Below are 24,060 nucleotides of genomic sequence, written 5' to 3' on the forward strand. Positions count from 1 at the left end.
CTCGGCGGGGATGGCCCGTACCTCACCCATGCAAGAATCGGGTCATGCACAGGATCGTCATGCTCGCCATGGACGGTGTGATCCCCTTCGAGCTGGGCATCCCGCCGCGGATCTTCGGCATCGCCAGGGGCGCGGACGGCGAACCGCTCTACGAGGTGCTCACCTGCACCGTCGACGGCACCCCCGTACGCGCCGACGCCGACTTCGCGATCGCGGTGGACCACGGAGCCGAAGTCCTGGCGGACGCGGACACCGTGGTGATCCCGGCCACCCGCGCCCTCGGAGCGATCTCCGCCGAGGGACGACTCCCCGCCCCCGTGGCCGACGCGATCGCGCGCATCCGGCCGGGCACCCGCCTGGTCTCGATCTGCACCGCCGCCTACGTGCTCGCGGCGGCCGGACTGCTCGACGGCCGCCCCGCGACCACCCACTGGAGCCACACCGACCACTTCCAGAAGCTGTTTCCCAAGGTCAAGGTCAACCCGGATGTGCTGTTCGTGGACGACGGGGACGTGCTCACCTCGGCAGGGGTCGCCGCGGGGATCGACCTCTGCCTGCACATCGTCCGGCGCGACCACGGCACCGAGGTGGCGAACCGCGTGGCCAGGCGGTGCGTCGTCCCGCCGTGGCGCGACGGAGGTCAGGCACAGTTCATCGAGCGCCCGATTCCCGCCCCGACCGCGGCGACGACCGCCCCGACCAGGGCCTGGGCGCTGGAGCGGCTGCACGAGCCGCTCTCTCTCGGCGAACTGGCCGCCCACGCCCGGATGAGCCGCCGTACCTTCACCCGGCGCTTCCGCGACGAGATGGGGCTCAGCCCCGGGCAGTGGCTCATCCTGCAGCGGGTCGAACTGGCCCGGCGGCTCCTGGAGACCAGCGACCTGCCGGTGGACGGCGTCGCACTGCGGTCGGGGTTCGGCACCGCCGCCTCGCTCCGCCAGCACCTGCAGGCGGCCATCGGCGTCTCGCCGATGGCCTACCGCCGCACCTTCCGGCCGGTGAACGTGAACGCCTGACCCCGCAGGGACCCCCGGGAGCGCTCAGCGACCGGACGGGGAACCACCGTCGGGGCCCGGACAGCGGGAAACCACCGTCGGGGCCCGACCGGACGGGAAGCCATCGTCGAGGCCCGGACGGCGGAAAAGCATCGAGAGGATCACCGTCCTGCCGACGAGAAGCCGAAGGAGGCGCTCATCCGCAGGACGGCGGAGAAACCCGGGGAAGACCTCACTCGCCGCGCGACCACTCCTCCTGCAGGCGGTCGGCCGCCTTCTTCGGGGTGATCCGGCCATGGGCGACGTCGAGGATGACGTCACCCTCCACCCGCTCCAGGAAGGACTCGTCGGGGACGTTCAGGGAGCCGCCGTCCTTGACGAGCTCCTGGATCGCGGCGTAGCCCTCCTTGCCCTCCGAGTCGGCGAAGACGGAGGAGTCGATCCGGAAGTCCTCGCGCGCGGGAACGAGCGCCAGGTCTCCGACCCAGTCGGAGACCCCCTCGCCCACCGTCAGGAACTCGATCAGCGTGGCCGCCTCGGCCACGTGCTTGGAGCTCTTGGGGATGGCGAGCCCCACCTCGGCCGTACTGCGGACGGCGGGCTTGGAGCCCTGCAGGACGGTCGGGAAAGGTCCGGCGCCGATCTCCTTGACGGAGATCTTCGCGGTCTTGCGGTAGGACGCGGACAGCATCGGGCTCCGGCCCGAGCCGTCCACCAGGAACAGGGCCTTGCCCGAGCGGAAAAGCTCGGCCGGGCGGTCGCCCTTGAGCGCGAGTCCCGACTTCGCCAGTACGCCCCTGTCGAACAGCGACCTGTAGGCGGTCAGGGCCGAGACCACCTCGGGGCCGTTCCACGGCCTGCCGCCGGCCAGCAGTTCGTCGGAGAGGGTGGGGTGGCTCTGGCTCGCGATGGTGAACAGCAGCTCCTCCTGCCGGCGCGGCTCGCCGGAGAAGACGACCGGCCGGAGGTCGGGGATCTCCTTCTTGACCCGCCTCACGACGCTCTCCAGATCGGCGGCCGTCTTCGGGAAGGAGAGTCCGAGCTCGGACAGGAGGCCGGCGTTGTAGTACATGACCGCGCCGCCGTTGGACCCCATCGGGACGGAGTAGAGCGTGCCGCCCTTGGCTGCCTTCTCCGTCTGCTTCACCGCGTTCTTCTCAAGCTCGTCGACCCAGCCGCCGGAGACCTTGTCCTTCCAGTCGTCGACCGGGCGGAGCCGGTTCGCGACCGAGCGGGTCATCGTCGGGATCGGGAGGCCGACGACGTCGAGTTTCTCGTCGTCGGCGAGCGCCTTGGGGAGCCGCTTGCGGTAGTCGGCCTCGGCGAAGGTGCGCAGCTCGACCTTGATGCCGGGGTTCGCCTTTTCGAACGCGGCGACCGCCTTCTTCAGCGCGGCCTCGGGCGGGGTGAAGGTCCAGTACTTCAGCGTGACGGGTCCCGCCGGCTTCTCGGGCTTCTTGGTCTCCTCACCGGCTTTGGGGACGGCCTGCTGCACCGGCCGGGCGTCGGCCGGCCCGCCCGCGCTGCAGCCGGTCAGTCCGAGGGCGAGGGCGGCGGTGGTCAGGGCGAACGCACGAGCTGTACCACGCATGGCATACCTCCAGCAGAATCACGGTGCGGGTGACGGTGTTCAGCCCGGCGAGGTCGATCACGGTCATTCCGGTCGATCACGAAAAAAGATCTTATGGGGTCCTCTGCCGCGACAGGGGTTCGTCAAACTACCCGGCGGAGCCGCGGCTCCCGGTCCGAGGTGGTGCCCGGCGGCCCGGCGGTGTTCGCCTGTCCCCGCCCTCGGCCTTGACCTCGGGGAAAAGATCCACCACCCCTTTGACGATCATGAAACTCATGTCGGCGCGAACGGACGACACGGGAAGGCGGCGCGGAAGGACGGCACGATGTCCGCTTCGCGACAGACTTGTACAGGTATGTGATTTCTCGTCCATGTTTGCCCGTCTTTCTCGGATGACCAGGACAAAACACCGCGTTTTAGATACATTGCGCGAGCGTGTCGAGACTTCACGCTGTTCGGCTCGACGCTGTTCGGCTCGACACTGTTCAGGGATAAAGGGAGATCAATGAAAGCCCGGATCACGGGCGTCGCGACGTATCTGCCGGAGCGGACCGTGTCCAGCGCGGACGTCGAACGGCGGATCGAGGGTTACACGCCCCACAGGGGCGTCGTCGAACGGCTGACGGGAATCCGGCGCCGCCACGTGGCCAGGGACGACCAGCAGGCGTCGGACCTGGCCGTGGAGGCGGCCCGCGAACTCGACCACTCCGACGTCGACCTGCTCGTCTTCGCGTCGGCCTCGCAGGACATGATCGAGCCCGCCACCGCGCACATCGTGGCGGCCAAACTGGGACTCTCGTGCCCGGTGTTCGACGTCAAGAACGCCTGCAACAGCATGCTCAACGGGATCCAGATCGCCGAGGCGCTCATCCTGACCGGGGCGCACCGCAAGGTGCTGGTCTGCTCGGGCGAGATCCCATCGCGGGCGATCCGGTGGCGGGTCAGGGACCGCGCGCAGTTCGTCGACTCCTTCGCCGGCTACACGCTGTCGGACACCGGGGCCGCGGTCACGGTCGCCGCCGATTTGGAACGTGGCATTTTCTACCGCGACTTCGCGGCCGACTCCACGGCCTGGGCGATCGGCACCCTGCCCGGAGGCGGTTCCGCGCACCCCCGCGACCTCGAGTACTCCTACTTCCGTGGCGACGGGCGCAGGCTGAAGGACGCCTTCGAGGCGATCGGCCCGGACATCTTCCTCAACGCCCTCAAGCGCACCGGCCTGACCTGGGACGACTTCGCCGTCGTCGCGGTACACCAGGTGGCGATGCCCTACCTGCGCTTCCTGGCCGAGGTGCTCGACATCCCCGAGGGCAGGCTCGTGGTCAGCCTGCCCGAGCACGGCAACTGCGCCTCGACGACGCTTCCGCTCCAGCTCACCCTGGGCGACTGGCGACCCGGCGACCGGGTGGCGCTGCTCGGGCTGGGCGGCGGGATCAGTACCGGTGTGATGCTGGCGGAGATGTGATGGACCTCTGGGTGATCGTTCCCGCCTACAACGAGGCCCCCGGCATCGAGGCGACACTACGAGCCCTGGCCGAGCAGGACGACCAAGACTTCACGCTGCTCGTGGTGGACAACGCGAGCACCGACGGCACCGCCGAGGTCGTACGGCGGCACGGTGTCCAGGTGGTCGTCGAGACTCGGAAGGGCACCGGCGCCGCCTCCGACACCGGCGTGCGCCACGCCATCGCGCACGGGGCGACCCACCTGGCCAGGACCGACGCGGACTGCCTGCCCCGCCCCGACTGGGTGCGCAACATCCGGCGGGCCTTCGGCGACGGGCTGGAGATGGTCGGCGGGCAGCTGAGACCCAGGACCGACGAGTTCCGGCTGAAGTTCTGGGAGCGCCACCTCATCCCGTTCGTGGTGGAGGTGGCGGCGACCTTCGGACGCTTCCGGCCCGGCAACAGGGACCCGCGCTACCTGGGCCCGTACGTGATGATGCCCGGCGCCACCCTCGCCATCACCGCGGACCTCTACGAGCGCGCGGGCGGCTTCCCCAGGACCGCGATCGAGGAGGTCCACGAGGACCGCGCCCTGGTCAACCGGGTGCGCACGCTCACCCCCGCGTACGCCTCGCGCCGTGACGTGGTGGTCTTCGGCTCCGTACGCAGGCTGCGGGCGTACGGCCTCGCGGGCACCCTCGCCTGGTACGCCGACCACCACTACCGGCCGGAAGTGATCGACGTCCGGTGAACCACGAGACCCGCCTCCACCTGGCCGCCCACCCCTTCGCCTACCCGCTCATGCGGCTGCTGGCCCGGCTCGGGCCCGTGGTGCGCGTCCCCGGTCTGGGAGTGGTGGTCAACGACGCCGCCGTCGCGCGGGCCGTGCTGATGGACGAGCGGTTCCGCAAGGACGGACCGGGTTCGCCCGGCGACCTGTGGACGCCCGTGCTCGGCCCCTCCGTGCTGCTCAACATGGAGGGCCCCGGCCACCTCGCGCTCCGCAGGAAACTGATGCCGCTGTTCACCGCCGGGTACGTGTCCTCGCTGGTGGAAGACGTGCTCCGCGGGCCGCTCGACGATCTCTCCGCCCGCCTGGACAACGGCGAGACGGTCGACCTGGTGGACGCCATGCGGCTGATGGCCGGGGCGGTGATCTGCCGGGTGATCGGGCTGGGCGAGGTCTCCGAAGCACGGGCGAGGGAACTTTTCGCGGACGGGGAGCGGGTCGTCTCGATGGTCTCGCTGCGCTCGCGGCGGCTGTCCGACCGGCAGGTGGCCGTCGCCAGGCGGGTGCTGGACCGGATCGGGGACATCGCGCAGGCCGCCTACGAGGCCGGGGACGAGTCCACGGTGATGGGCCGGATGCGGGCGCAGGGGCTGTCCGTGGCCGAGGCGCGGGGCGCGGCGGGGGCGTTCTTCCTGACCGGTACCGAGACCGTCGCCACGTTCGTCCCCCGGCTCGTCGCCCTCCTGCACGACCACGGCACCCAGGTCGGCGACCTGGACAGGGTGATCGAGGAGGCGATGCGGGTCACCACGCCGACCCCGCTGATGCTGCGCTCGGTGGCCGCCGCCGCGCACGTCGGCGACACGGCGGTACGCCCGGGCGACCGGATCCTGATCGTCACCCACAACTGCGCCAGGGCGTACGGCCCGTTCGACCCCTCCCGCGCCCACCCGCCCGAGCTGCGCAGGCTCTGGTTCGGCGCGGGCCCGCACTTCTGCATCGGCTACCCGCTCGCCCTCGCGGAGATCCGGGCGGTGGCCTCCGTCCTGCTCTCCCACCGGGTGCGCGTCGTGCGGCGACGGGCGGCCAGGCGGGTCCTCATTCCCACGTACGAGCATCTGTGGATCGGCCGGGCGGGAGCCTCGTGAACGACATCGTCAGCGGGATCATGACAATCGCCGGGCGGGAGCCGGGGCGTACCGCGATCGTCGACGGGCGGGGCCGCGAGATCACCTACGGCGAGCTGGCCCGTCGGGTGTCGGCGGTCCGCGACGCGATGGGCGGAGGCCGGCCGGGGAACGACACGCGGCCGGGCGAGCGGGCGCGGGCGGAGAACGGGACACAGCCGGAAGACCAGGCACGAGCGAAGGACCGGGCTCGGCCGGAAGACCAGGCACGAGCGGAAGCCCCGGCCCGGCCCGAAGACGGGATGCGGCCGGGGGACGGGGTGCTGTTCGCGGTGCGGCCGGGGGTGGACGCGGTGGCGCTGGCGCTGGGGGCGGTGGCGGCGGGCGGGACGCTCGTCCTCGCCGACCCCGGCCTGGCCCCCGACGTGCTCGCGGCCCGCATGGCCGCGACCCGGCCCGCCTGGGTGATCAGCGAGTCCCTCCTCTACACCCTGAGCGGCCCGCTCAGGCGCCTCGCCCGCCGCCGAGGGCTGCTGCTGCCCGACCTCGCGGACCCGCTTCCCGGCCACCCCGTCCGTCACCTGTACACGGGCCCGTGGCTGCCGGGAGTGCCCCGCGGAGCGCTGCGGCTCTCCCGCGTCCTGCGACGATCGTCCGCCGTTCCCGGCCCGGAGGGGTACGGGGCGGGTCCTGACCAACCGGCGGCGGTGATCTTCACCTCGGGGACCACCGCGCGTCCGCGAGGGGTGGTGCACACCCGGGGGTCGCTCGCGGCCGGGCTGGAGATGTTCAGGAGCGCGTTCCCGCTCGGTCCCGGTGACGTCGTGCACACCGACCAGCTGATGCTCGGGCTCCCCGCGCTGCTGGCCGGGGCGACCTGGTCCCTGCCCGGGGGCGGTGACCTCGCCGCGGAACTGGCCGCGCGGCGGGCCACCCACACCTTCGCCGTACCGGTGCACCTGGACCGGCTGCTGCGCGAGACCCCCAGGCTCCCCGGGACCCTCCGCTACCTCCTGCTCGGCGCCGCTCCCGCCCCGCCGGGCGTGCTCCGCCGCGCGATCGAGGCCGGGCCCGAGGTCCTCTCGGTCTACGCGATGACCGAGGCGCTCCCCATCGCGATCGCGTCCGCCCACGAGAAACTGGCCCAGGCCGAGGGGGATCTGCTCGGGGAGCCCCTGCCCGGCGTCGGGGTCCGGGTCGCCGAGGACGGCGAGTTGTTCGTCTCCGGCCCGCACCTCGCGCGGCGCTATCTCGGCGAGGAGCCGCTGCGGGAGGTCGCGACCGGCGACCTCGTCAGGCTCGAAGGGGACCGGCTGGTGCTGCTCGGCCGGAAGAAGGACATGATCCTCCGCGACGGGGTCAACATCTACCCGGGCCTGTACGAGTCCGGCATCGCGGCGCTGCCCGGGGTCGCCGAGGCCGCGATCGTCGGACTCTCCGACCCCGAGACCGGGGACGAGGAGGTCGTGCTGGCCGTCGTTCCCTCGGAGGGCTACGACGAGGGTCTGTTGCGCAGGGCGCTTCCCGAGATCGTGGACGCCGGGGCCCTGCCCGACCGTATCGAGCCGCTCGACGCCTTCCCCCGCTCGGGACGGGCCGACAAGCTCGACCGGGCCGCCCTGCGAGACCTGGTCGCCCGCCGTGCCTGAGCACCCCACCCTGCCTGAGCGACCCGCCGTACCTGAGCACCTCGCCGCGGCCGGGCGACCCGTCGGACCGGGTGGGCGGCCGAGGGTCGCGGTGACGGGCGCCTCCGGATTCGTGGGCGGCGCGGTCTGCCGGGCGGCCGTGGCGCGAGGCTGGACGGTGCGGGCCTTCGGCAGGCGACCCGCTGTGGACACCGGGCACCTCGGCGGCGCTCCGTACACGTCGTGGGACCTCCGCACCCCCCGGCCCGCGACACCCCCGATCGAGGTGGACGTGGTGATCCACTGCGCCGGGAGCGTCACGGACTGGGGATCGCCACGCGACATCTGGGCCGCCAACGTGGACGGCACCCGCAACGCCGCCGCGGCCTTCCCGGGCGCCAGGTTCGTGCACCTCAGCACGGCGAGCGTCTACGACCCGTTCCGGCCGACCGTGATGGCCGTCGAGGACACCGCCCCGGTCGGGCGGTACGCCAACGCGTACGGCGCCTCGAAGGCCGCCGCGGAGAGATGCCTGGAACGGGCGGTCATCCTGCGACCGCACGCGATCTACGGCAGGGGGGACACCACGCTGCTTCCCCGGGTCCTCCGCGCGGTCAGCGGCCGCAGGCTGCTCGCGGTGGGCGACGGGCGCCAGCGGATCAGCCTGACCTCGGTGGACAACCTGGTCCAGGCCTGCCTGCTCGCCGCAGAAGGCCCGGTCGACCACGGCGTCTTCAACGTGACCGACGCCGAGCCCGTCGTGCTCGACGACGCCCTGCGCGCGATCCTCGCGGAGCGCGGCATCGACGCCGAACCGCACTATTTGCCGCTCACGCTGGTGGATCCCCTCGCCGCCGTCGCCGAGACCGTGTCACGGCTGCTCCGGCGCCCGCGCCCGCCCCGGCTCACGCGCTACGCCGCGGGCCACCTGGCAGTCGAGCGGACCCTCGACATCACCGCCGCGCGCACCCGGCTCGGCTATCACCCCTCGGAGACGTCCTTCGAGGGGTCCGCGGGCTGGTGACGACGGTCCTCGAGCACCGCGGCCGCGAACCTGGAACGGACGCGCTTTCCCTTGACGACGAAGGCGGTCGCCGCCACGAGCAGGCCCAGCGTGAAGAGCACGCGCAGGCCGTCCCTCAGGAAGGCGGTCAGCGCGTCGAATATCGCGGCCACGGCGGAGTACGACATGCCACCGGTGGCGGAGGCGGGCAGGTAGACGTTGCGGATCACGGACAGGACGACGGCCAGCGCGAGCATGCTCGTGGCCAGGCCGAGCCCGGCGCCGATCAGAGCGGCGCACCGGTCGCGGGGCAGGAGCACCCCCGTGACGATCAGTGCCGGTGACAGCCCCAGCAGGACCCACCTCAGCGAGATCAGCCTGTCGTAGGAATTGTCGATCACGAAAACGGCGGAGGTGGGCAGCAGCAGGGTGACCGGGTGCGTGCTGGGCAGGCGGGACGCCTCTCTCACGCCGACGGCCTTCAACCTCCGCTTGACCAGTTCGTACACCGGGGCGAGGTCGTAGCCGACGCCGTCGTCCGCCATGCCGGCATTCGGGGCGTGGCCCAGGATCGCGAGGAGCCTGCGGTGTGTCTGCCGGTTGACCTCCACCCAGGCGACGGCGAAGTCGTTGTCGACGCCGGACTTCACCGTCTCGCGGACGACCTCCCCGCCGACCGAGACGCCCAGCGCGCGCAGTCGCACGACGACCTCGTCGGTGACACGATCCGTGACGGCGTTCCTGACGTCCGGGTGAGCGGCCAGCGGGGCCACGTTCTCGATGTAACGGTCGGGGTCGGCGATCTCGTTCGCCGCCCAGTAGGCGGTGAGGGCGAAGGGGGCGAGGAGGCATCCGAGCACGATCAAAATCGAGCCGATCACCGTACGCACGGACTTCCCTAACCGCATTACCGGGAAATCCCCGCGTTTGCCAGGCAAAACCGGTTACGACCTATTTTTGACGTGAACTTGGAGATCAATGTCATCCCGACGGCGAAATCTGGTTTACAAACCTTGACCCGCCGCCCTCAGCGCGTCGAACAACCACATAGCCGATTCACCCGAAAACCGTTACTAACCTGCGACGTATTGGTCTGACGGACGGGAGATGTCACGGCTATGGCAGGCAATACGGGGCGAACAGGCGTCGGATCGAGCCTGGCACTGACACTGGGCTCAGCCGTTCTGTGGGGTCTGGCCCACGTCTGGGTGGGCCGCCGCCTGACCGGTGCCATCCTGATGGGCATCGAGTTGATCCTCGCCGCGGCCCTCGCGACCGCCGTGCTGACCGCCGGTCCCTCCCTGCTCTCCCTCGCCGTACAACCCTCCTGGCTCTGGGTCTTCGCCCTCACCGCGATGCTGGTCGCCGGCGTGACGGTCGCCGTGACCATCCGCTCCCACCTGCTGGTACGGCCGAAGACGGTGTCGCCTGCGGCCCGCTACCTCTCCGCCGCGGCCGTCGGGGTGATATGCGCGCTGGTGGTCGCTCCGATGATCTACACGGCCAAACTGGCCTACATCTCGCACGGCGTCGTGACCTCGGTGTTCGCGGAAAGCGTCGCGCCGATCCCGGTGGACCCGTGGAAGGACGTGGACCGGCTCAACATCCTGCTCGTCGGCGCGGACGCGGCGGCCAACCGGATCGGCGTGCGTACCGACAGCATGACCGTGGCCAGCATCGACCCCAGGACCGGAGACACGGTGCTGTTCGGCCTGCCCAGGAACCTGGAGAACGTCCCGATGCCGCCGGGCCCGGCCCGCGAGCGCTTTCCCTACGGTTTCCAGGGCGAGCCACCGTACACACCGGGCATGCTCAACGAGATCTACCAGTACGCCGAGGACTATCCCGAGATGGTTCCCCGGCAGAGCAAGCGGCACCGCGGCCCGACGCTTCTGAAAAGAACGATCGGCGGCATCCTCGGCCTCGACATTCCCTACTACGCGATGGTCGACATGAGGGGCTTCGTGGAAATCGTCAACGCGATGGGCGGCGTACGGGTCCGCATCAAGGATCCCATCGTGTACGGCAGACAGAACGAGGGCCTGATCGAGGCGGGAAAACGGAAACTCTCGGGTGAGGAGGCGCTCTGGTACGGCAGATCCCGCACCTACAGTGACGACTACGTGCGGATGGGCCGCCAGAAGTGTCTGCTGAACGCCGTCGCCAAACAGGCCGACCCGGTGACGGTCTTCAGGAGCTTCGAGAAACTGGCCGCCGCCGCCGTCGACACCATCTCCACCGACATACCTCGGCAGTTGCTGCCCGACCTGGTCGAACTGTCGGAGAAGGTGAAGAACTCCAGGATCAGGAGTCTCCAGTTCGTCCCCCCGCTCATCTACTCGGGTGCGCCCGACTACCACCTGATCAGGCGCGAGGTCACCGCCACCCTGGCGGCGCCGCCCGCTCCGCCCCGCTCCGTATCCGCCGCACAGGCCGGAGACCAGGGGAAGGCGGGCGAATACGCGGAGACAGCCGAGACAAAGGCCGTCGTCCTCGATTCCGCCTGCCACTGACGAACCGGCCGAGACCGGAGAACTCGTTGGGCCCGAACGCTCCGGTGGAGCACAGGACCGGCAGGGCGACGAACCAGAGAACCGGCGAACCAGCGGATCGCGCGCTGAGGGCCGGCGGACCGAGAGGCCGAGGGCCAACGAACTGATACGCCGACGGCCTCACGGATGACAGGCCCAGCGCCGTGTTCGGCGCGTTGAGAGCGCCCACGAGGGCCGGAATGCTGTTATGGAGTGATTACTTAGTGTGACAACGGAGGTTAGAGGATGAAACACCACCTGGCGAGCGTGAGCCTGCTCGCCGCGATCGCCGCACCCGCTGTCGGATGGCCACTCGCCTGGGCCGATCCGGTCCCCTCGGTCTCCATCTCCCTCGACGACGGAGCGAGGGAGACCACGCCCGGCGCGGAGAACACCTACACACTCCGTCTCAGCAACCAGGGAGGCGACCGGTTGAAGCGCGTCCTCCTGGTGCAGTCCCTGCCGCCGTCGATGACCTTCGTGAAGGCCGACGCCGGAGGGCATGTGGAGCAGGGCAAGGTGGCGTGGACGGTGAACGTCCCGCCGGAGAAGGACACGATCGTCCACGTGAGCACCCGGGTGGGCGCGGTGGCCGGCGCGGCGGTGCAGAACCTGGCGACGACGGCCTGCGCTCGCAGGAGCGCCACCGGCCCCGTACTCGCCTGTGCCACGGACATCAACACCGTGGCCCCACCGGAGGAGACGGCCGCCTGGGTCCTGCCCGTCTCGCTGGCCGCCGCCGTCGCCGCCGGGCTGGCGACCGCCGCGCTCCTGTTCCGCCGCGGTCGCCGGGGCCGACCGGTCTGATCCGGCGCGACGAGCGCCCGGCCAAGGTCCGCGCCGGCCTCTACGCCGGCCTCTACGCCGACCAAGGCCCGTACCCGGCTAGGTTCTCCCTGGCCGGGTACGCAGCCGCAGGGCCAGCCCCAGGCAGGAGAGCAGGAGTCCCACCAGGGCCGGCCCGAGCGGCGGACCCGTGAACGGCAACGAGGGGCCGGCCGACACCTCGCGAGGCCCACCGGTGAGACAGGGGACCGAGAAGGATCGCCCCCGGCCCGGCACGCACGACGGGTCGGAGACCGGCTCCGGCACCCGCGCGGGCGCCGGTTTCCGATCCCGGCCGGGAACCGGAACCGGCGCGGACACAGAACCGGGAACGGAATCCGACTCGGGAACCGATGCCGGCCCGGAGTCCGACCCGGGAACCCGCGTCGGCGCGGAATCCGCCCCGGAAAGCGGCACCGGCCCGGAGTCCGACTCGGGCGCAGGTGCCGAGCCGGGAGCCGGAACCGGCGCCGAGTCCGCCTCGCGATCCTCGGGCCCGAGCGTCCCGGTGCCCGTCGTCCTCTGTACGGCGACCCGCTGCGCGCAGCCAAGCCCCGTACCGGGGACGGGCGCGGCACGCCTCGCGGACCACGGCACCGGGTCCGGGCAGTTCGTCCCACCTCCGAGTGCCTGGACGGCGCTGTCCAGCACCCCGTCCCCGGTGGCGGAAGTACCGACGGTCACGCTGTAGGTGACCGTGACCGTCTCGCCCACCCGAATGTCCCCGGCCCAGTTCAGCTTCGGCGCGTCGTACGAGAGGGTGCCGCTCGTGGCCCGCGCGTCGCCGTTGTAGACCGCGTCGTCGAGGACCCTGGAGAGTTCCCCGGTGAGTGTGGCACCGGGATAGGTGGCGTTGCCGACGTTGCCGACGGTGATCGTGTAGGCGACCGTCTGGCCGGGGTCGGCGGTCTCGCTGTCTGCGGTCGTGAGGACGTACAGCAGCGGCAGGCCGATCCCGCCGAGGTTTCCGCAGGCGCGATCGGCCGACCCGGCCTCGCAGTTGGAGCCCTCGGGCCCGACCAGTTCGCCGGAGAGACGTAGGTCCCCCGCCGGGGGGTCGTTCACCGTGACGCCGTAGGTGACCGTCACCGTCTGCCCGGCGGCCACGTCGCCGGTCCAGGCCACCCTGGGCTCGGCGAAGGAGACCGTGCCCGACGTGGCCGACTGGTCGTGGCCGAAGCTCGCGTCGTCGAGCAGCCCCGACAGGTCGTCGGTGAAGGTGAGGCCCGGGTAGGCGATGTCACCGGTGTTGCGCACCTCGACGGTGTAGGTGACCTTCTGGCCGGGTTTCGCGAGGACGGGCGAGGCCGTCTTGGTGATCTTGATCTCCGGCTTTCCCACCCTCGCCGTACGACTCTCGCCGCCGAAGGCCCCTCGCGCGCTTCGCCTCCCCGCCACGGACGCGGGAGCCCGCCTTCCGGTCACGAACACGGGAGTCCGCCTCCCCGTCGTGAACACGGGAGCCCGCCTTCCCGTCACGGACGCGGGCGAAGACACCCCGTTCTCCTTCCCCGCGGATACGGACGAGGGTTCCCTCTTCTTCCTCACGACCCGCACGTTCTTCTCCACGACCCGCACGGCCGAGGACTTCCCGTCCATCGTCGTCCGGGGAACCGGGGCCTCCGCCCGGACGGACGGCGAGGACACCTCCGCCACCCCGGTCCGGGAGGCGGCGAGAGTGAGCGACGGCGTCACGAGCACCGCGAGCGCGACACTCCACGCGGCGAATCCACCGATCCTCCGCGGGGAAGACCTCCCGCGGGGAGACCACCGCTCGGAGAACCGCCGTTCAGGAACCCGCCGTTCGGAAACGCGACGCGACCAGGTACCGGTACGTGCCACCAGAGCCCCTTGCTGATCCTTGTCCACGATCTCGCCGGGGGGTCAAGATCAACCAACTCGGGAGGGGATACCCGGACTGGCCGGATCTCATCGGCGCCGATGGCAAACATCCGCCCCGCCGATCCCCAAGCCGGTTGTCGAGTCCGTACAGGAGACCGCGAAGCGGTAACAGCGGATCTTTGGCACCGGTCATGACATGGAAGGCGTTTCTCCTCACACCTTTCGCCGATATTTGTCATGAAAAATCACCTTTATTGGCATTTACCAGGCGAGCACGCCTCCCCCTCTTCCCCGCGATACGCGCCACGCGCCCCCGCCCGTCGTGGCATGATGGGCCCTCCGAGGTCTTGAAATGATTTTCATAATCAGATTGGATCGTTGCTGTGAGGGTGGCATTCGTCGGTAAGGGCGGCAGCGGCAAAACGACCCTGTCGGCGCTGTTCGCGAGATACGTGGCGAGCCGGGGCGGTCCCGTGGTCGCCGTCGACGCCGACATCAACCAGCACCTGGGCATGGCACTGGGGCTGGCCGAGAGTGCGCTGCCCAGGCCGATGGGCTCGCACCTGACCGAGATCAAGGAATACCTGCGGGGCGACAATCCCCGCATCTCCTCGGCCGCCGCGATGGTCAAGACCACCCCGCCGGGCTTCGGCTCGCGGCTGCTCCGACTCGACGAGGACGACCCGATCCACACCGGATTCTCCGTCGTCACGCCGGAGGGGCCCCGGCTGATGGTCACCGGGCCGTTCAGCGAGGACGACCTGGGGGTGGCGTGTTACCACTCCAAGGTCGGCGCCGTGGAGCTCTACCTCAACCACCTGCTCGACGGTGCGGGCGAGTACGTCGTGGTCGACATGACGGCCGGGGCCGACTCCTTCGCCTCAGGGCTTTTCACCCGTTTCGACATGACCTTCCTGGTGGCCGAGCCGACCCGCCAGGGCGTGAGCGTCTACCGGCAGTACCGCGACTACGCCGCCGACTACGGCGTGCCGATCGCGGTGGTGGGCAACAAGATCCACGGCCCCGGGGACGTGGCGTTCCTCCGCGATCAGGTCGGCGACGACCTGCTGGTCTGCCTGGAGCACTCCTCGGCGATCCGCGCGATGGAGCAGGGCCGCCCCTTCACTCTCCAAGACCTCGAACCGGCCAACTCCCAAGCCCTGGGCACGCTTCTCGACCGTCTCGACAGCCAGGAGAAAGACTGGTTCCGCTTCGGACGCCAGGCGGTGCAGTTCCACCTCCGCAACGCGACGGCCTGGGCGAACAGGGCGACGGGCGAGGATCTGGCGGCCCAGATCGACCCCGGCTTCGTCTTCGGGCCCACACGAGTGTCGCTCTCCCGCTAGGTGGAGCGATCGGTAGGCCCGACCTAGTGTCTGATGAATCCCCTTCTGTGAGGAGAACGCAGCATGTCGCTGACCGTTTCGAACGATCTTCTCGACCAGGCCAAGGCCGGTGAGGTGGACGACGCGGCATTCGTCACCTGTGTCAGAGACTCCCTTCCTTACGCCTGGTCGCTCATCAGCGGCCTGGTCAAGGAGCGCGAGGACACCGGTGCCGAGTTCGCCGACAACACGGTGCCCCCGCCGGACGAGGCCGCTCGCGGCCAACTCCTGCGCGCTCTCGCCAGCGACGCCATGCGCGGCGCCCTGGAGCGCCACTTCGGGGTGAGACTCGCCTTCCAGAACTGCCACCGGGTCGCCGTCTTCGACCCGACCGCCACCGGCGCCCACGCGGAGTTCGTCACCGCCAGGTCGCAGATCCTCAACCAGTCGCCCGAGCTCGTCGACTGCTGACGGCCTCGTTCCGAGGCGGACCGCCTTCCCCGGTCTCGTCCCGGCCTCCGGACCGGTCTCATCGCGTCCGGCCGGCCCCGGCCGGCCGGCCCCGGCCGGACGTCACCGGGCGGGCCGGAGGCCCTCAGACAAAGGGGCGTCTATCCGAAAAGCCCGAGTTGGCCCTCTCCGGCCAGCGGGTTGCGATGCCTCTTGAGGTGGCGCCACCGGGGAAGGTCGTCCAGATAGGACCAGGAAAGGCGGTGATGCTCCGTCGGGCCGAGGGAGGCGAGCGCCGCCTGGTGGACCGGCGAGGGGTATCCCGCGTTGTCGGCGAACCCGTACTCCTCGAAACCGAGTGAGGCCATGTAGGTGTCCCGCCGGACCTTGGCGATCACGGAGGCCGCGGCCACGGAGACGCAGGAGAGGTCGCCCTTGACCTCGCACCTGACCGGCCAGGGCGCTCCCAGATAGTCATGCTTCCCGTCCAGAACGACCACGTCGGGACGGACGGGAAGCCCGGCCAGCGCCCTTCTCGCCGCCCTGCGCAGGGCCTCGGTCATCCCGAGTTCGTCGATCTCCTCGTGGGACGCCTCGCCGTACCCGATACCGGCCGCCCAGGCGGTGATCTCGGAGACCATGGCGGAGCGGCGGGCGGGGGTGAGCAGTTTCGAGTCGGTGAGTCCGGCGGGCGGTTCCGACAGGTCGGTGACCACGGCGCAGACCGCCACCGGACCGGCCCAGGCTCCGCGCCCGACCTCGTCCACCCCGGCGACCAGTTTGGAACCGCCGTCGTTCAGCAACCGCTCAAGGGCGTAGGTGGGAGGCACGTGCCGACGTTACCGGGACGCGAGCCTCCGGGAGCCGTCTCGCTCGAACACCACCCCCACCAGACACCGTCCTGATCGGGACCCACCTTCGAGCGTCACACCAGCCGAGCCCTCGGAGTCCGGTCAGGCATCACCTCCGAACCTCACACCCGCCCGGGCCTTCGAAGCCCGGTCAGGCATCACCTTCGAGCGTCACACCCGCCCGGGCCTTCGAAGCCCGGTCAAGCATCACCTCCAAGCCTCACACCGGACAGACCTTCGGAGTCCGGACCCTCCCTGGACGCCGGCTCGACCCCCTCCAGGTCGGCGGCGAGGAGTCGCGCGGCGACGTGGACGGCCCTGAGGGTGACGGACACCGCGGGGCGGTGGACGCTGGACGATCGAGCCACGGCGTACACGACCCGGCCGACCGGCGGACCGGGAAACCGGCGGACGGCGATGCCGCGGACCCCCGCGGCCAGCGCCAGAGCGGGGACGGCCGCGATGCCGATGCCCTTGGCGACGAGACCGATGATCGTGCCCAGCCCTTCGAACTCCCAGGTCACCGGCCGGTGCCCGCCGACGTCGGCCATCAGCCTGTCCACCGCCAGCCGGGAGGGCTCACCGTCCGGAGTGGCCATCCAGGGCTCGTCGCGCAGATCCCACAGGTCGACGGGGACGTCGGGGGAGGCGAGCCTGTGCCTGCGCGGCACCACGAGCACCAGCGGGTCGCGCAGCAGCGGGAAGACCCGCATCGTGTCGGGCTCGCGCATCCGGCCGTACCAGTCGTCGACCAGGGCGATGTCCACCTCGCCCGACTGCACCTCGCGCATGCCGCGTCCCGAGCGGGCCTGTCCCATCCGCAGGGTGAGCTCGTCGTGCCGTCGCAGCGTCCTGGCGAGCGCGGGCGCGAAGGCCACCGCGGCGGTCGGGAAGGCGGTCACGGTGACCCGCCCCGACGGGGTCGCGGCCTGTGCCGACAGGTCCGACTCCGCGCTCTCCACCATGGCCAGGATGCGCTCGGCGTGCTCGACCAGGCGGCGCCCCGCGTCGGTCAGCTCCGCGCTCCTCGCGGTCCTGTCGATGAGCACGGCTCCCGCCTGGCGCTCCAGCGCCGCGAGTTGCTGCGAGACCGCCGAAGGACTGTAGCCCAGGGAGGCCGCGGTGGCCGCGATGCTGCCACGACGGGCGAACTCACAGATCAGCGCGAGCCTGCGTAAATCAAGCATCAGTTTTCCTTACGCCCACCCACGACAACCGAAGCTTGTCCTGATGCCGTCCATCCCAGCAGGCTTGAAGACGTTCCACAACGTTCCACAGACGACCACGACGTACCGCTGCGTTCTGCCGCGCCCTGTCGCGCTCCGTAGCGTTTTCGTGGTGTTCCGCGACGAGGTAAGGACCCCGCGATGAGCGTCACCCTTTCCGCCACCCTGGCGGCCAACGAGGACATCGAACGAAGACGGCGCGCAGGTGAGCGCGTGCTGCACCTGGCCTTCGGTGAGGCGGGCCTGCCCGTTCATCCGGCCCTGCGCGAGCGGCTGATCGCGGCGTCCGGCCTCAACGGGTACGGACCGGTCGCCGGCGCGCCCGCGCTGCGCGAGGCGGCCGCCGGTTACTGGTCACGGCGTCACCTGCCCACCGATCCCGACCTGGTGGTCTGTGGTCCGGGAAGCAAGCCCCTGCTGTACGGCCTGCTGCTGGCGATCGGCGGCGACATCGTGCTGCCGATGCCGAGCTGGGTCAGCTACGCCGCCCAGACCGAGCTGGTCGGAGCGCGTTCCCTGCTCGTTCCGACGCCCCACGGCGAGGGTGGGGTGCCGGACCCCGAGCGTGTGGCCGCGGCGGTGAGGCGCGCCCGCGCCCAGGGGCGCGACGTGCGCTCACTGCTGGTCACGCTTCCCGACAACCCCGCCGGCACGCTGGCCAAGGCGTCCACGATCCGGCGGATCGCCGAGGTCGCCCGCGAGCTCGATCTGACGATCGTCTCCGACGAGATCTACCGCGACCTGGTCCACTCCCCGGCCACCGCTTTCCTCAGCCCAGCCGACGTCGCCCCCGAGCGGACCGTGATCACCAGTGGGCTCAGCAAGAGCCTCGCCCTGGGCGGTTGGCGGATCGGCGTGGCCCGCCTCCCGTCACCGCTGCTGCGCGACCGGCTCCTCGCGGTGGCGAGCGAGATCTGGTCCAGTCCCGCCGCGCCGGTCCAGCAGGCGGCGGCGTACGCCTACACCGAGCCGCCGGAGCTCGTCGAGCGGGTGGACCGGAGCCGTGAGCTGCACGGCGCGGTGGCGCGGGCGGTGTACGAGCGGTTCGTCCGCGCGGGGGTGCGGGTGGACGCGCCTCAGGGCGGTTTCTACCTCTACCCCGACTTCACCGGGCTCGACTTCGCCTCCTCCGCCGACCTGGCCGCGTACCTGCTCGACCGGCACGGTGTCGGCGTGCTTCCCGGCCACGCCTTCGGTGACGACCCCGAAGCCCTGCGGGTGCGGGTGGCGACGAGCCTTCTGTACGGCGAGACGACGTCGCTGCGGCTCGCCGCGCTCGACGCCGCGGACCCCCTGGAGTTGCCCTGGATCTCGGCCTCGCTGGATGATCTGAGCGAGGCGCTGACCGCCCTGCGCGCGACGCGTCGGGCATCTCGCTCCCCCGTGCGTCTCCCGCTCGTCACGGCTCCCGCGACGGGGTGATCGCACCCCGTCGCGGGAGGGTTCCCGCGACGGGTTCTCCACGGGGTTTCAGCGGCTCCCACCTGCGATTTCTCCGTGGAGGGGCCCACCCGTCACGGACGTCCCCCGATGCTCACCAAGATGTCTCGCACTGTTTGGCATCAGGCGTGGTGAGGAGCCCCCATGATGTGCTCATGCACGCTTTCGTCACCCTGTCCGGGCGCCTCGTGCGCCTGGAACCGCTCAGCCTCGCGGTCGTCGACGACCTCGTCGCCGCGGCGAGTGAAGACCGTTCCACCTATACCTTCACTCGTGTCCCCAATGGCCGGGACGAGATGGTCTCCTATGTGGAGGCCGCTCTGGCTGAGCAGGCGGAGGGCCGCACGATGCCCTTCGCCATCCGGTGGCTTCACACCGATCGCGTGGTCGGTGCCACCCGTCTCATGCACCTGGAGTACTGGCAGGGGCCCATGCCCTGGCCGCCGGGCGCTCGTGGGGCGGTGGGCGATGTCCCGTCCGTGGCGGACATCGGTTACACCTGGCTCTCCGCCTCCGCGCAGGGAACCGGTATCAACCGCGAGAGCAAGTATCTGATGCTCTCCCTCGCCTTCGAGACCTGGCAGGTCCACCGCATAACCCTCAAGGCCGACATACGGAACGTACGCTCCCGGGCCGCCATCGAAGCCCTCGGCGCACACCTCGACGGTGTGCGGCGGGCGGAGAGCCGAGGCGCCGACGACACGGTCCGAGATACCGCGTACTACTCGATCTTGAGCGCGGAATGGCCGGTCGTCCGAGAACGGATGCACGCGCGGATGGGCCTCGCCCAGGCCGCGTGAGACGGACGCCCGACAGGTGCGGGAATACGAGGAGAATGGTTGACCGAAAAGGCCATAGTTATATAGCCAGAGCAAAACATTAAAAATAGCACTTTGAGCACTTAAGGGAACAAAAGGCCCGCCCGAATTTTCGGGCGGGCCTGGTGTTCGTCCGGTGCCGTACGCGAGTCGCGGCTCACGTGATCACCGGGTCGAGCGGAGATCGCGGGCGGGGGAGGACGCTGGTATATGGATACCACCGGTACGGGCTACCGGATGGGTTCGCCGAGGACCTCTGGGTCACTCCTCGTCGTCGGAGTCGACCTCGTAGATGTAGTTCCACTTGCCGCACAGCGTCTTCTTGGCCTGGTGCCTGTCCCAGTAGCAGACCCTGACCTGCAGGTTGTCGACCTCGTCCGCGACGTAGTGGAAGTTCTGGTAGCCGCTGGTGCCGCACTTGCGCGCCCAGGTGTAATCCTCGTCGCCGTCGTGGTTCTCGAACTTGAACTGGGCGTAGCCGCAGAGCCGGCTCGGCGAGTACTTGTCGTAGAGCCTGCCCTGGACGTGGAGGCGGTCGGCCCCGTCGACCCACACGCTCCCCCTCGCCTTGGCGCGGGAGTCGTCGTAGTACTTGGAGTAGTAGTAGCCCCAGGGCTCCGCGTCGTAGCCGCTTGAGGCGGTGAGAGTGGCGGAGGCGGAGGCGGGGGAGGCGAGGGCGGGAACGCCGATCGCGACAACGGCGGTGGCGGCGGCGAGACCGAGAAGTTTGCTGATCGAGCGGCGCATGATGGTTCTCTCCTTGAGGGGTGCGGCTCCTTTCTTTCTTCAGGAGCCATGGCTCATTGATAGGCGCGCATGCCTGCATCGCACTTACAGAGCCTTTATCCATGCCTGCAATCCGCTGACATGTCGGGCACGGCCGCCCCCGTATGGGGCCATGCCCGACAGCGCCAAGCATCCGCCGCAGGGCTCAACGGCCGATTGACGTGCAATCAACGTCCCGGCGAACAACCAACCCTCCGCCTACGAGGGAAGCGACGGAGGATCTATCATTTGGCCATAAAACTTTCCTTTGGGCGGAGATTCGGGAAATGGCTGTTCAGGGCAGCGGAGACGGACTGCGGTTCGCCGTGCTCGGTCCTGTCCAGGCATGGCGCGACGGCTCCGAGCTCGATCTGGGCACCCCACTGCAACGTTCCATCCTGGCGATGCTCCTGCTCAGGGAGGGGCGGGCGATCACTCCGGCCGAGATGATCGACGCGATCTGGGGAGACGACGCCCCGCCCCGCGCGCTCGGCGCCCTGCGCACCTACGTCTCCCGGCTGCGCACGGTGCTGGAGCCCGGCAGGTCCCCTCGCACCCGTCCCGAGCTGCTCACCTCCGTCGGCAGAGGCTACGCGCTGCGGCTGAACGACAACTCCTTCGACCTGCTCCTCTTCGAACGCGGTGTCCAGGAGGCCGAGGCGGCGCGCCGCGAGGGCGCCCTGGCCCGGGCCGCGGAGAGCCTGCGTGCGAGTCTGGCGCTGTACACCGGCGACCCGCTCGCCGGAGCCGTCGGCCCGTACGCCGAGCACCAGCGCGGACGGCTCGCCGAGCGCCGGATGAGCGTGCTCGAGGTCCTGATGGACCTCGACCTGGAGCTGGGCAGGCACGCCGACGTGCTGTCCGAGCTGATCGCGCTCACCGCCGACCACCCGCTGCGCGAGCGGCTCCGAGCCCAGCTGATGCTCGCCTACCACCGGTGCGGGCGCAGCGCGGAGGCGCTCGCGGCCTTCGCCGACACCCGCGCCACGCTGATCGAGGAACTGGGCATCGAGCCGGGCTCCGACCTGACGAGCATGCACCAGCGCATCCTCACCGGTGACCCGGCCCTCACGCCGACCCGGCCCGTCCCCGCCGGAGCCGACGAGGTCACGGCACCGTCCGCGCAGGAAACCCCCGAGCCGGATCCGGAGCCCGCGAGGGCGACGGCGACGCCCCCGGAGCTGCCGCGACCGGCGCAGCTGCCCGCCGCCGTGAACGACTTCACCGGCCGCCGCCAGATCATCGCGCGGCTCCGCGCGCTGCTGTCGTCCGGTGGCGGCTCCGAGGGCGTGCCGGTGGCGGCCATCTCCGGTATCGGCGGCGTGGGCAAGACGGCCCTCGCCGTGCACGTCGCCCACGCGATGCACGACCTGTTCCCCGACGGTCAGCTCTACGCCGACCTGCGCGGATACGGCGAGGAGCCGACCGCGCCCGAGTCGGTGCTCGCGGCCTTCCTCCGCGGGCTCGGCCTGCCCGCCGACGCCATCCCCGACGGCCTGGCCGAGCGGTCCGCGCTGTTCCGCTCGCTCCTCGCCGACCGGCGGATGCTCGTGCTGCTCGACAACGCCCGCGACGCCGACCAGGTGAGCGAGTTGCTCCCCGGCTCCGCCGGGTGCGCGGCGATCGTGACCAGCCGGGGCAAGCTCGCCGACCTGGCCTCGGCCAGGCTGATCGACCTGGATGTCATGGAGCCGGAGGAGGCCCTCGCGCTGTTCGGCATCGTCGCCGGCGTGGAGAGGGTGGAGGCCGAGCGCGCCGCCACCATGGACGTGGTCGCCGCCTGCGGCTTCCTGCCGCTCGCGGTGCGGATCGTGGCGGCGCGCCTCGCGGCCAGACCGTCCTGGACGGTCGCCTCCCTGGTGCCCCGGCTCGCCGACGAGCGCCGCCGCCTGGACGAGATGCGCGTGGGCAACCTCGCGGTGGAGTCGACCTTCGCCCTCGGGTACGGCCAGCTCACCCCCGCCCAGGCCCGCGCGTTCCGGCTGCTCTCCCTGCCGGGAGGCCCGGACATCTCGATCGGGGCCGCCGCCGGGTTGCTCGCGCTGGACCCGATGGACACCGAGGACCTCCTTGAGTCCCTGGTGGACGCCAGCCTGCTCGAAGCCCCGGCCCCCGGCCGCTACCGCTTCCACGACCTGCTCAAACTCTTCGCCCGCCGTGTCGCGGAACGGACCGAGAACGCGGCCGAGGAGAGCTGCGCCGCGGGCGAGACGAGGCGGGGCGAGCGGCGCGGATCCGGTGTGAGCGTGACCGTCGGCGGGGAGAGCGAGGCGGCACTGCGCCGGCTGCTCGACTTCTACCTGGCGTCCGCGCGCTCGGCGCACCGCCTCGCCTACGAGGGCAGCACGATGGCCGACCTGCTGGGAGTCACGGGGACCGGTCACGTCTTCGCCTCCGCCGACGAGGCGGTGGCCTGGCTGTCGGTGGAGGCGGAGTCGCTGTTCGCGTCGATCGCCCAGGTGACCTGCGCGGACGAGGCCGGCGAGCTGCTGCCGGGGGCCGACCTGCTGCTCGCGATGGAGCCGCTGCTGGAGTCGGGGAGCCACGCCCGCGAGTTCGAGGGCCGGACGAGGGAGATGCTGGCCGTCGCGCGGCGGCTCGGCGCCGTCTCCAGCGAGCTGCGCTGCCGCTACGTGCTCGGGCGGGTGCTGTTCGGCGCGAACCGGCTCGCCGAGGCGGAGGAGGAGTTCCGTACGGCGCTGGAGCTGTCGGCCGGAGGCGATCGCATCGTCACCGGCGAGGCGCTCAACGCGCTCGCCGTCGTGGCCGGGCGCCGGCGCCGCCACGCGGAGGCCCTGGCCTGGTTCGACTCGGCGCGCGAGGCGTTCAGAGAGGTCGGGGCGCGGGGCGGGGAGGCGCTGACGCTCAGCTACTCCGCCCGCGACCACCTGTTCCTGAAGCAGCCGAAGGAGGCCATCGCCGCCGCCGAGCAGGGGCTCGCCCTGTTCATCGAGATGGGCTCCAGCGCGGGCACCGCGAGGGCCCGCTACCACCTGGGGATGATCCTGTCGCGGGTCGGCCGGCTGAACGAGGCGGTCCACCACCACGCCGAGTGCCTCGCCTTCTTCAGGGCCAGCAGGCAACGAGTCTGGGAACAGCGGGTCTGCTCCCGGCTCGCCGAGACGTTCATCAACGCGGGCCGTTTCAGCGACGCGGCCCGTCACGCGGAGCAGGCGCTCACCGTGAGCCGGGAGATCGGTCACCCGTACGGCGAGGCGCAGGCCCTGGCGGTGCTAGGCACCGCGCTCAACGGGCTCGGCGAGGTCGAGCGTGGCCGGGGCTGCCTCGAACGCGCCTACGACCTGTTCGGCAGGCTCGGAGCGCCCGAGGCCGAGGATCTGCGTCTTCTGCTGGAGCGCGACCAGGTCGACAGCTGATCCCAGGCCGTCGTACAGGTCGTCGTCGAGACGCGTCATCCAGACGTGGTTGATCACCGGCGTTCCCCTCGCAGTCGGACCCCGTGTTTCGGGGCGGGTGTGGAGGTCCGGC

Annotated in this window: 19 protein-coding genes; 13 read left to right on the forward strand and 6 right to left on the reverse strand. The window is 70.7% G+C overall.

All coding sequences use genetic code 11. From position 1 onward, the window contains the following. The first annotated feature begins 44 nt into the window (after positions 1–44). Entirely contained in the window at positions 45–1,016 is a 972-nt protein-coding gene (locus ABT352_RS01830; RefSeq protein WP_350941730.1) for a GlxA family transcriptional regulator, read from the forward strand. 211 nt (positions 1,017–1,227) lie between these two features. On the opposite strand, the gene ABT352_RS01835 is transcribed toward ABT352_RS01830, so the two are convergent. Beyond that, a complete protein-coding gene (locus tag ABT352_RS01835; RefSeq protein WP_350941732.1) occupies positions 1,228–2,586 on the reverse strand; it encodes an ABC transporter substrate-binding protein in 1,359 nt (452 codons plus the stop codon). Positions 2,587–3,070: 484 nt separating this feature from the next. Between ABT352_RS01835 and ABT352_RS01840 the strand changes: the two genes are divergently transcribed. Genes ABT352_RS01840 through ABT352_RS01860 form a run of 5 tightly spaced genes read left to right on the forward strand, consistent with a single transcriptional unit; the run spans position 3,071 to position 8,519 of the window. Further along, positions 3,071–4,030 carry a 3-oxoacyl-ACP synthase III family protein gene (locus ABT352_RS01840; protein WP_350941734.1) on the forward strand — a complete coding sequence of 320 codons (960 nt, stop codon included), beginning with the start codon at positions 3,071–3,073 and terminating at the stop codon, positions 4,028–4,030. Continuing rightward, the gene (locus ABT352_RS01845) at positions 4,030–4,761 is read left to right on the forward strand and encodes a glycosyltransferase (protein ID WP_350941736.1); all 732 of its coding nucleotides are present in this window, start codon (positions 4,030–4,032) and stop codon (positions 4,759–4,761) included. Before ABT352_RS01840 ends, ABT352_RS01845 begins: the two co-directional genes overlap by 1 nt. Beyond that, positions 4,758–5,888: a cytochrome P450 gene (locus ABT352_RS01850; RefSeq protein ID WP_350941738.1), complete on the forward strand. Its 1,131-nt coding sequence runs from the start codon at positions 4,758–4,760 to the stop codon at positions 5,886–5,888. The genes ABT352_RS01845 and ABT352_RS01850 overlap by 4 nt, the downstream gene beginning before the upstream one ends. Beyond that, positions 5,885–7,516 (forward strand): AMP-binding protein, encoded by a 1,632-nt coding sequence (locus ABT352_RS01855; protein ID WP_350941740.1) that lies wholly within the window; start codon positions 5,885–5,887, stop codon positions 7,514–7,516. Before ABT352_RS01850 ends, ABT352_RS01855 begins: the two co-directional genes overlap by 4 nt. Then, positions 7,509–8,519 (forward strand): NAD-dependent epimerase/dehydratase family protein, encoded by a 1,011-nt coding sequence (locus tag ABT352_RS01860; RefSeq protein ID WP_350941742.1) that lies wholly within the window; start codon positions 7,509–7,511, stop codon positions 8,517–8,519. Before ABT352_RS01855 ends, ABT352_RS01860 begins: the two co-directional genes overlap by 8 nt. Here ABT352_RS01860 and ABT352_RS01865 read toward each other — a convergent pair. After that, complete coding sequence (locus ABT352_RS01865; protein ID WP_350941744.1) at positions 8,477–9,388, reverse strand: hypothetical protein; 912 nt, start codon at positions 9,386–9,388, stop codon at positions 8,477–8,479. The two genes, ABT352_RS01860 and ABT352_RS01865, sit on opposite strands and share 43 nt — an antisense overlap. 228 nt (positions 9,389–9,616) lie before the next feature. Here ABT352_RS01865 and ABT352_RS01870 point away from each other — a divergent pair, with 228 nt between their 5' ends. Then, entirely contained in the window at positions 9,617–11,011 is a 1,395-nt protein-coding gene (locus ABT352_RS01870; protein WP_350941746.1) for an LCP family protein, read from the forward strand. A gap of 264 nt (positions 11,012–11,275) precedes the next feature. Continuing rightward, on the forward strand, positions 11,276–11,836 hold the full coding sequence (locus ABT352_RS01875; protein ID WP_350941748.1) for a COG1361 family protein: 561 nt from the start codon (positions 11,276–11,278) through the stop codon (positions 11,834–11,836). Positions 11,837–11,914: 78 nt separating this feature from the next. On the opposite strand, the gene ABT352_RS01880 is transcribed toward ABT352_RS01875, so the two are convergent. Then, positions 11,915–13,285 (reverse strand): DUF7927 domain-containing protein, encoded by a 1,371-nt coding sequence (locus ABT352_RS01880; protein WP_350941750.1) that lies wholly within the window; start codon positions 13,283–13,285, stop codon positions 11,915–11,917. A 794-nt stretch (positions 13,286–14,079) separates the two neighbouring features. Between ABT352_RS01880 and ABT352_RS01885 the strand changes: the two genes are divergently transcribed. Next, entirely contained in the window at positions 14,080–15,042 is a 963-nt protein-coding gene (locus ABT352_RS01885; protein ID WP_350941752.1) for an ATP-binding protein, read from the forward strand. Between the two features lie 63 nt (positions 15,043–15,105). Beyond that, positions 15,106–15,492, forward strand: a complete 387-nt coding sequence (locus ABT352_RS01890) for an SCO5389 family protein (protein ID WP_350941753.1) — start codon at positions 15,106–15,108, stop codon at positions 15,490–15,492. A 140-nt stretch (positions 15,493–15,632) separates the two neighbouring features. On the opposite strand, the gene rnhB is transcribed toward ABT352_RS01890, so the two are convergent. Beyond that, positions 15,633–16,301: a ribonuclease HII gene (rnhB, locus tag ABT352_RS01895; RefSeq protein WP_350941754.1), complete on the reverse strand. Its 669-nt coding sequence runs from the start codon at positions 16,299–16,301 to the stop codon at positions 15,633–15,635. A gap of 221 nt (positions 16,302–16,522) precedes the next feature. Then, positions 16,523–17,509, reverse strand: coding sequence for a LysR family transcriptional regulator (locus ABT352_RS01900; protein WP_350941755.1), 987 nt, complete (start codon positions 17,507–17,509; stop codon positions 16,523–16,525). A gap of 180 nt (positions 17,510–17,689) precedes the next feature. On the opposite strand from ABT352_RS01900, the gene ABT352_RS01905 reads away from it, so the two are divergent. Then, positions 17,690–18,970 carry a pyridoxal phosphate-dependent aminotransferase gene (locus ABT352_RS01905; protein WP_350941756.1) on the forward strand — a complete coding sequence of 427 codons (1,281 nt, stop codon included), beginning with the start codon at positions 17,690–17,692 and terminating at the stop codon, positions 18,968–18,970. A gap of 173 nt (positions 18,971–19,143) precedes the next feature. Then, positions 19,144–19,788, forward strand: a complete 645-nt coding sequence (locus ABT352_RS01910; RefSeq protein WP_350941757.1) for a GNAT family N-acetyltransferase — start codon at positions 19,144–19,146, stop codon at positions 19,786–19,788. A 279-nt stretch (positions 19,789–20,067) separates the two neighbouring features. On the opposite strand, the gene ABT352_RS01915 is transcribed toward ABT352_RS01910, so the two are convergent. After that, positions 20,068–20,553 carry a hypothetical protein gene (locus ABT352_RS01915; protein ID WP_350941758.1) on the reverse strand — a complete coding sequence of 162 codons (486 nt, stop codon included), beginning with the start codon at positions 20,551–20,553 and terminating at the stop codon, positions 20,068–20,070. 305 nt (positions 20,554–20,858) lie between these two features. Between ABT352_RS01915 and ABT352_RS01920 the strand changes: the two genes are divergently transcribed. Next, positions 20,859–23,948 (forward strand): AfsR/SARP family transcriptional regulator, encoded by a 3,090-nt coding sequence (locus ABT352_RS01920; RefSeq protein WP_350941759.1) that lies wholly within the window; start codon positions 20,859–20,861, stop codon positions 23,946–23,948. Positions 23,949–24,060: the final 112 nt, after the last annotated feature.

It is taken from the genome of Streptosporangium sp. NPDC000563 (assembly GCF_040299985.1).
Taxonomy (GTDB): domain Bacteria; phylum Actinomycetota; class Actinomycetes; order Streptosporangiales; family Streptosporangiaceae; genus Streptosporangium.

What these genes read in the sequence shown, in the direction of transcription:
- ABT352_RS01920 (WP_350941759.1), top strand. Translation starts at nt 20,859, where the DNA reads ATGGCTGTTCAGGGCAGCGGAGACGGACTGCGGTTCGCCGTGCTCGGT.
- ABT352_RS01870 (WP_350941746.1), top strand. Translation starts at nt 9,617, where the DNA reads ATGGCAGGCAATACGGGGCGAACAGGCGTCGGATCGAGCCTGGCACTG.
- ABT352_RS01835 (WP_350941732.1), bottom strand. Translation starts at nt 2,586, where the DNA reads ATGCGTGGTACAGCTCGTGCGTTCGCCCTGACCACCGCCGCCCTCGCC.
- ABT352_RS01875 (WP_350941748.1), top strand. Translation starts at nt 11,276, where the DNA reads ATGAAACACCACCTGGCGAGCGTGAGCCTGCTCGCCGCGATCGCCGCA.
- ABT352_RS01915 (WP_350941758.1), bottom strand. Translation starts at nt 20,553, where the DNA reads ATGCGCCGCTCGATCAGCAAACTTCTCGGTCTCGCCGCCGCCACCGCC.
- ABT352_RS01840 (WP_350941734.1), top strand. Translation starts at nt 3,071, where the DNA reads ATGAAAGCCCGGATCACGGGCGTCGCGACGTATCTGCCGGAGCGGACC.
- ABT352_RS01910 (WP_350941757.1), top strand. Translation starts at nt 19,144, where the DNA reads ATGCACGCTTTCGTCACCCTGTCCGGGCGCCTCGTGCGCCTGGAACCG.
- ABT352_RS01905 (WP_350941756.1), top strand. Translation starts at nt 17,690, where the DNA reads ATGAGCGTCACCCTTTCCGCCACCCTGGCGGCCAACGAGGACATCGAA.
- ABT352_RS01900 (WP_350941755.1), bottom strand. Translation starts at nt 17,509, where the DNA reads ATGCTTGATTTACGCAGGCTCGCGCTGATCTGTGAGTTCGCCCGTCGT.
- ABT352_RS01830 (WP_350941730.1), top strand. Translation starts at nt 45, where the DNA reads ATGCACAGGATCGTCATGCTCGCCATGGACGGTGTGATCCCCTTCGAG.
- ABT352_RS01890 (WP_350941753.1), top strand. Translation starts at nt 15,106, where the DNA reads ATGTCGCTGACCGTTTCGAACGATCTTCTCGACCAGGCCAAGGCCGGT.
- ABT352_RS01845 (WP_350941736.1), top strand. Translation starts at nt 4,030, where the DNA reads ATGGACCTCTGGGTGATCGTTCCCGCCTACAACGAGGCCCCCGGCATC.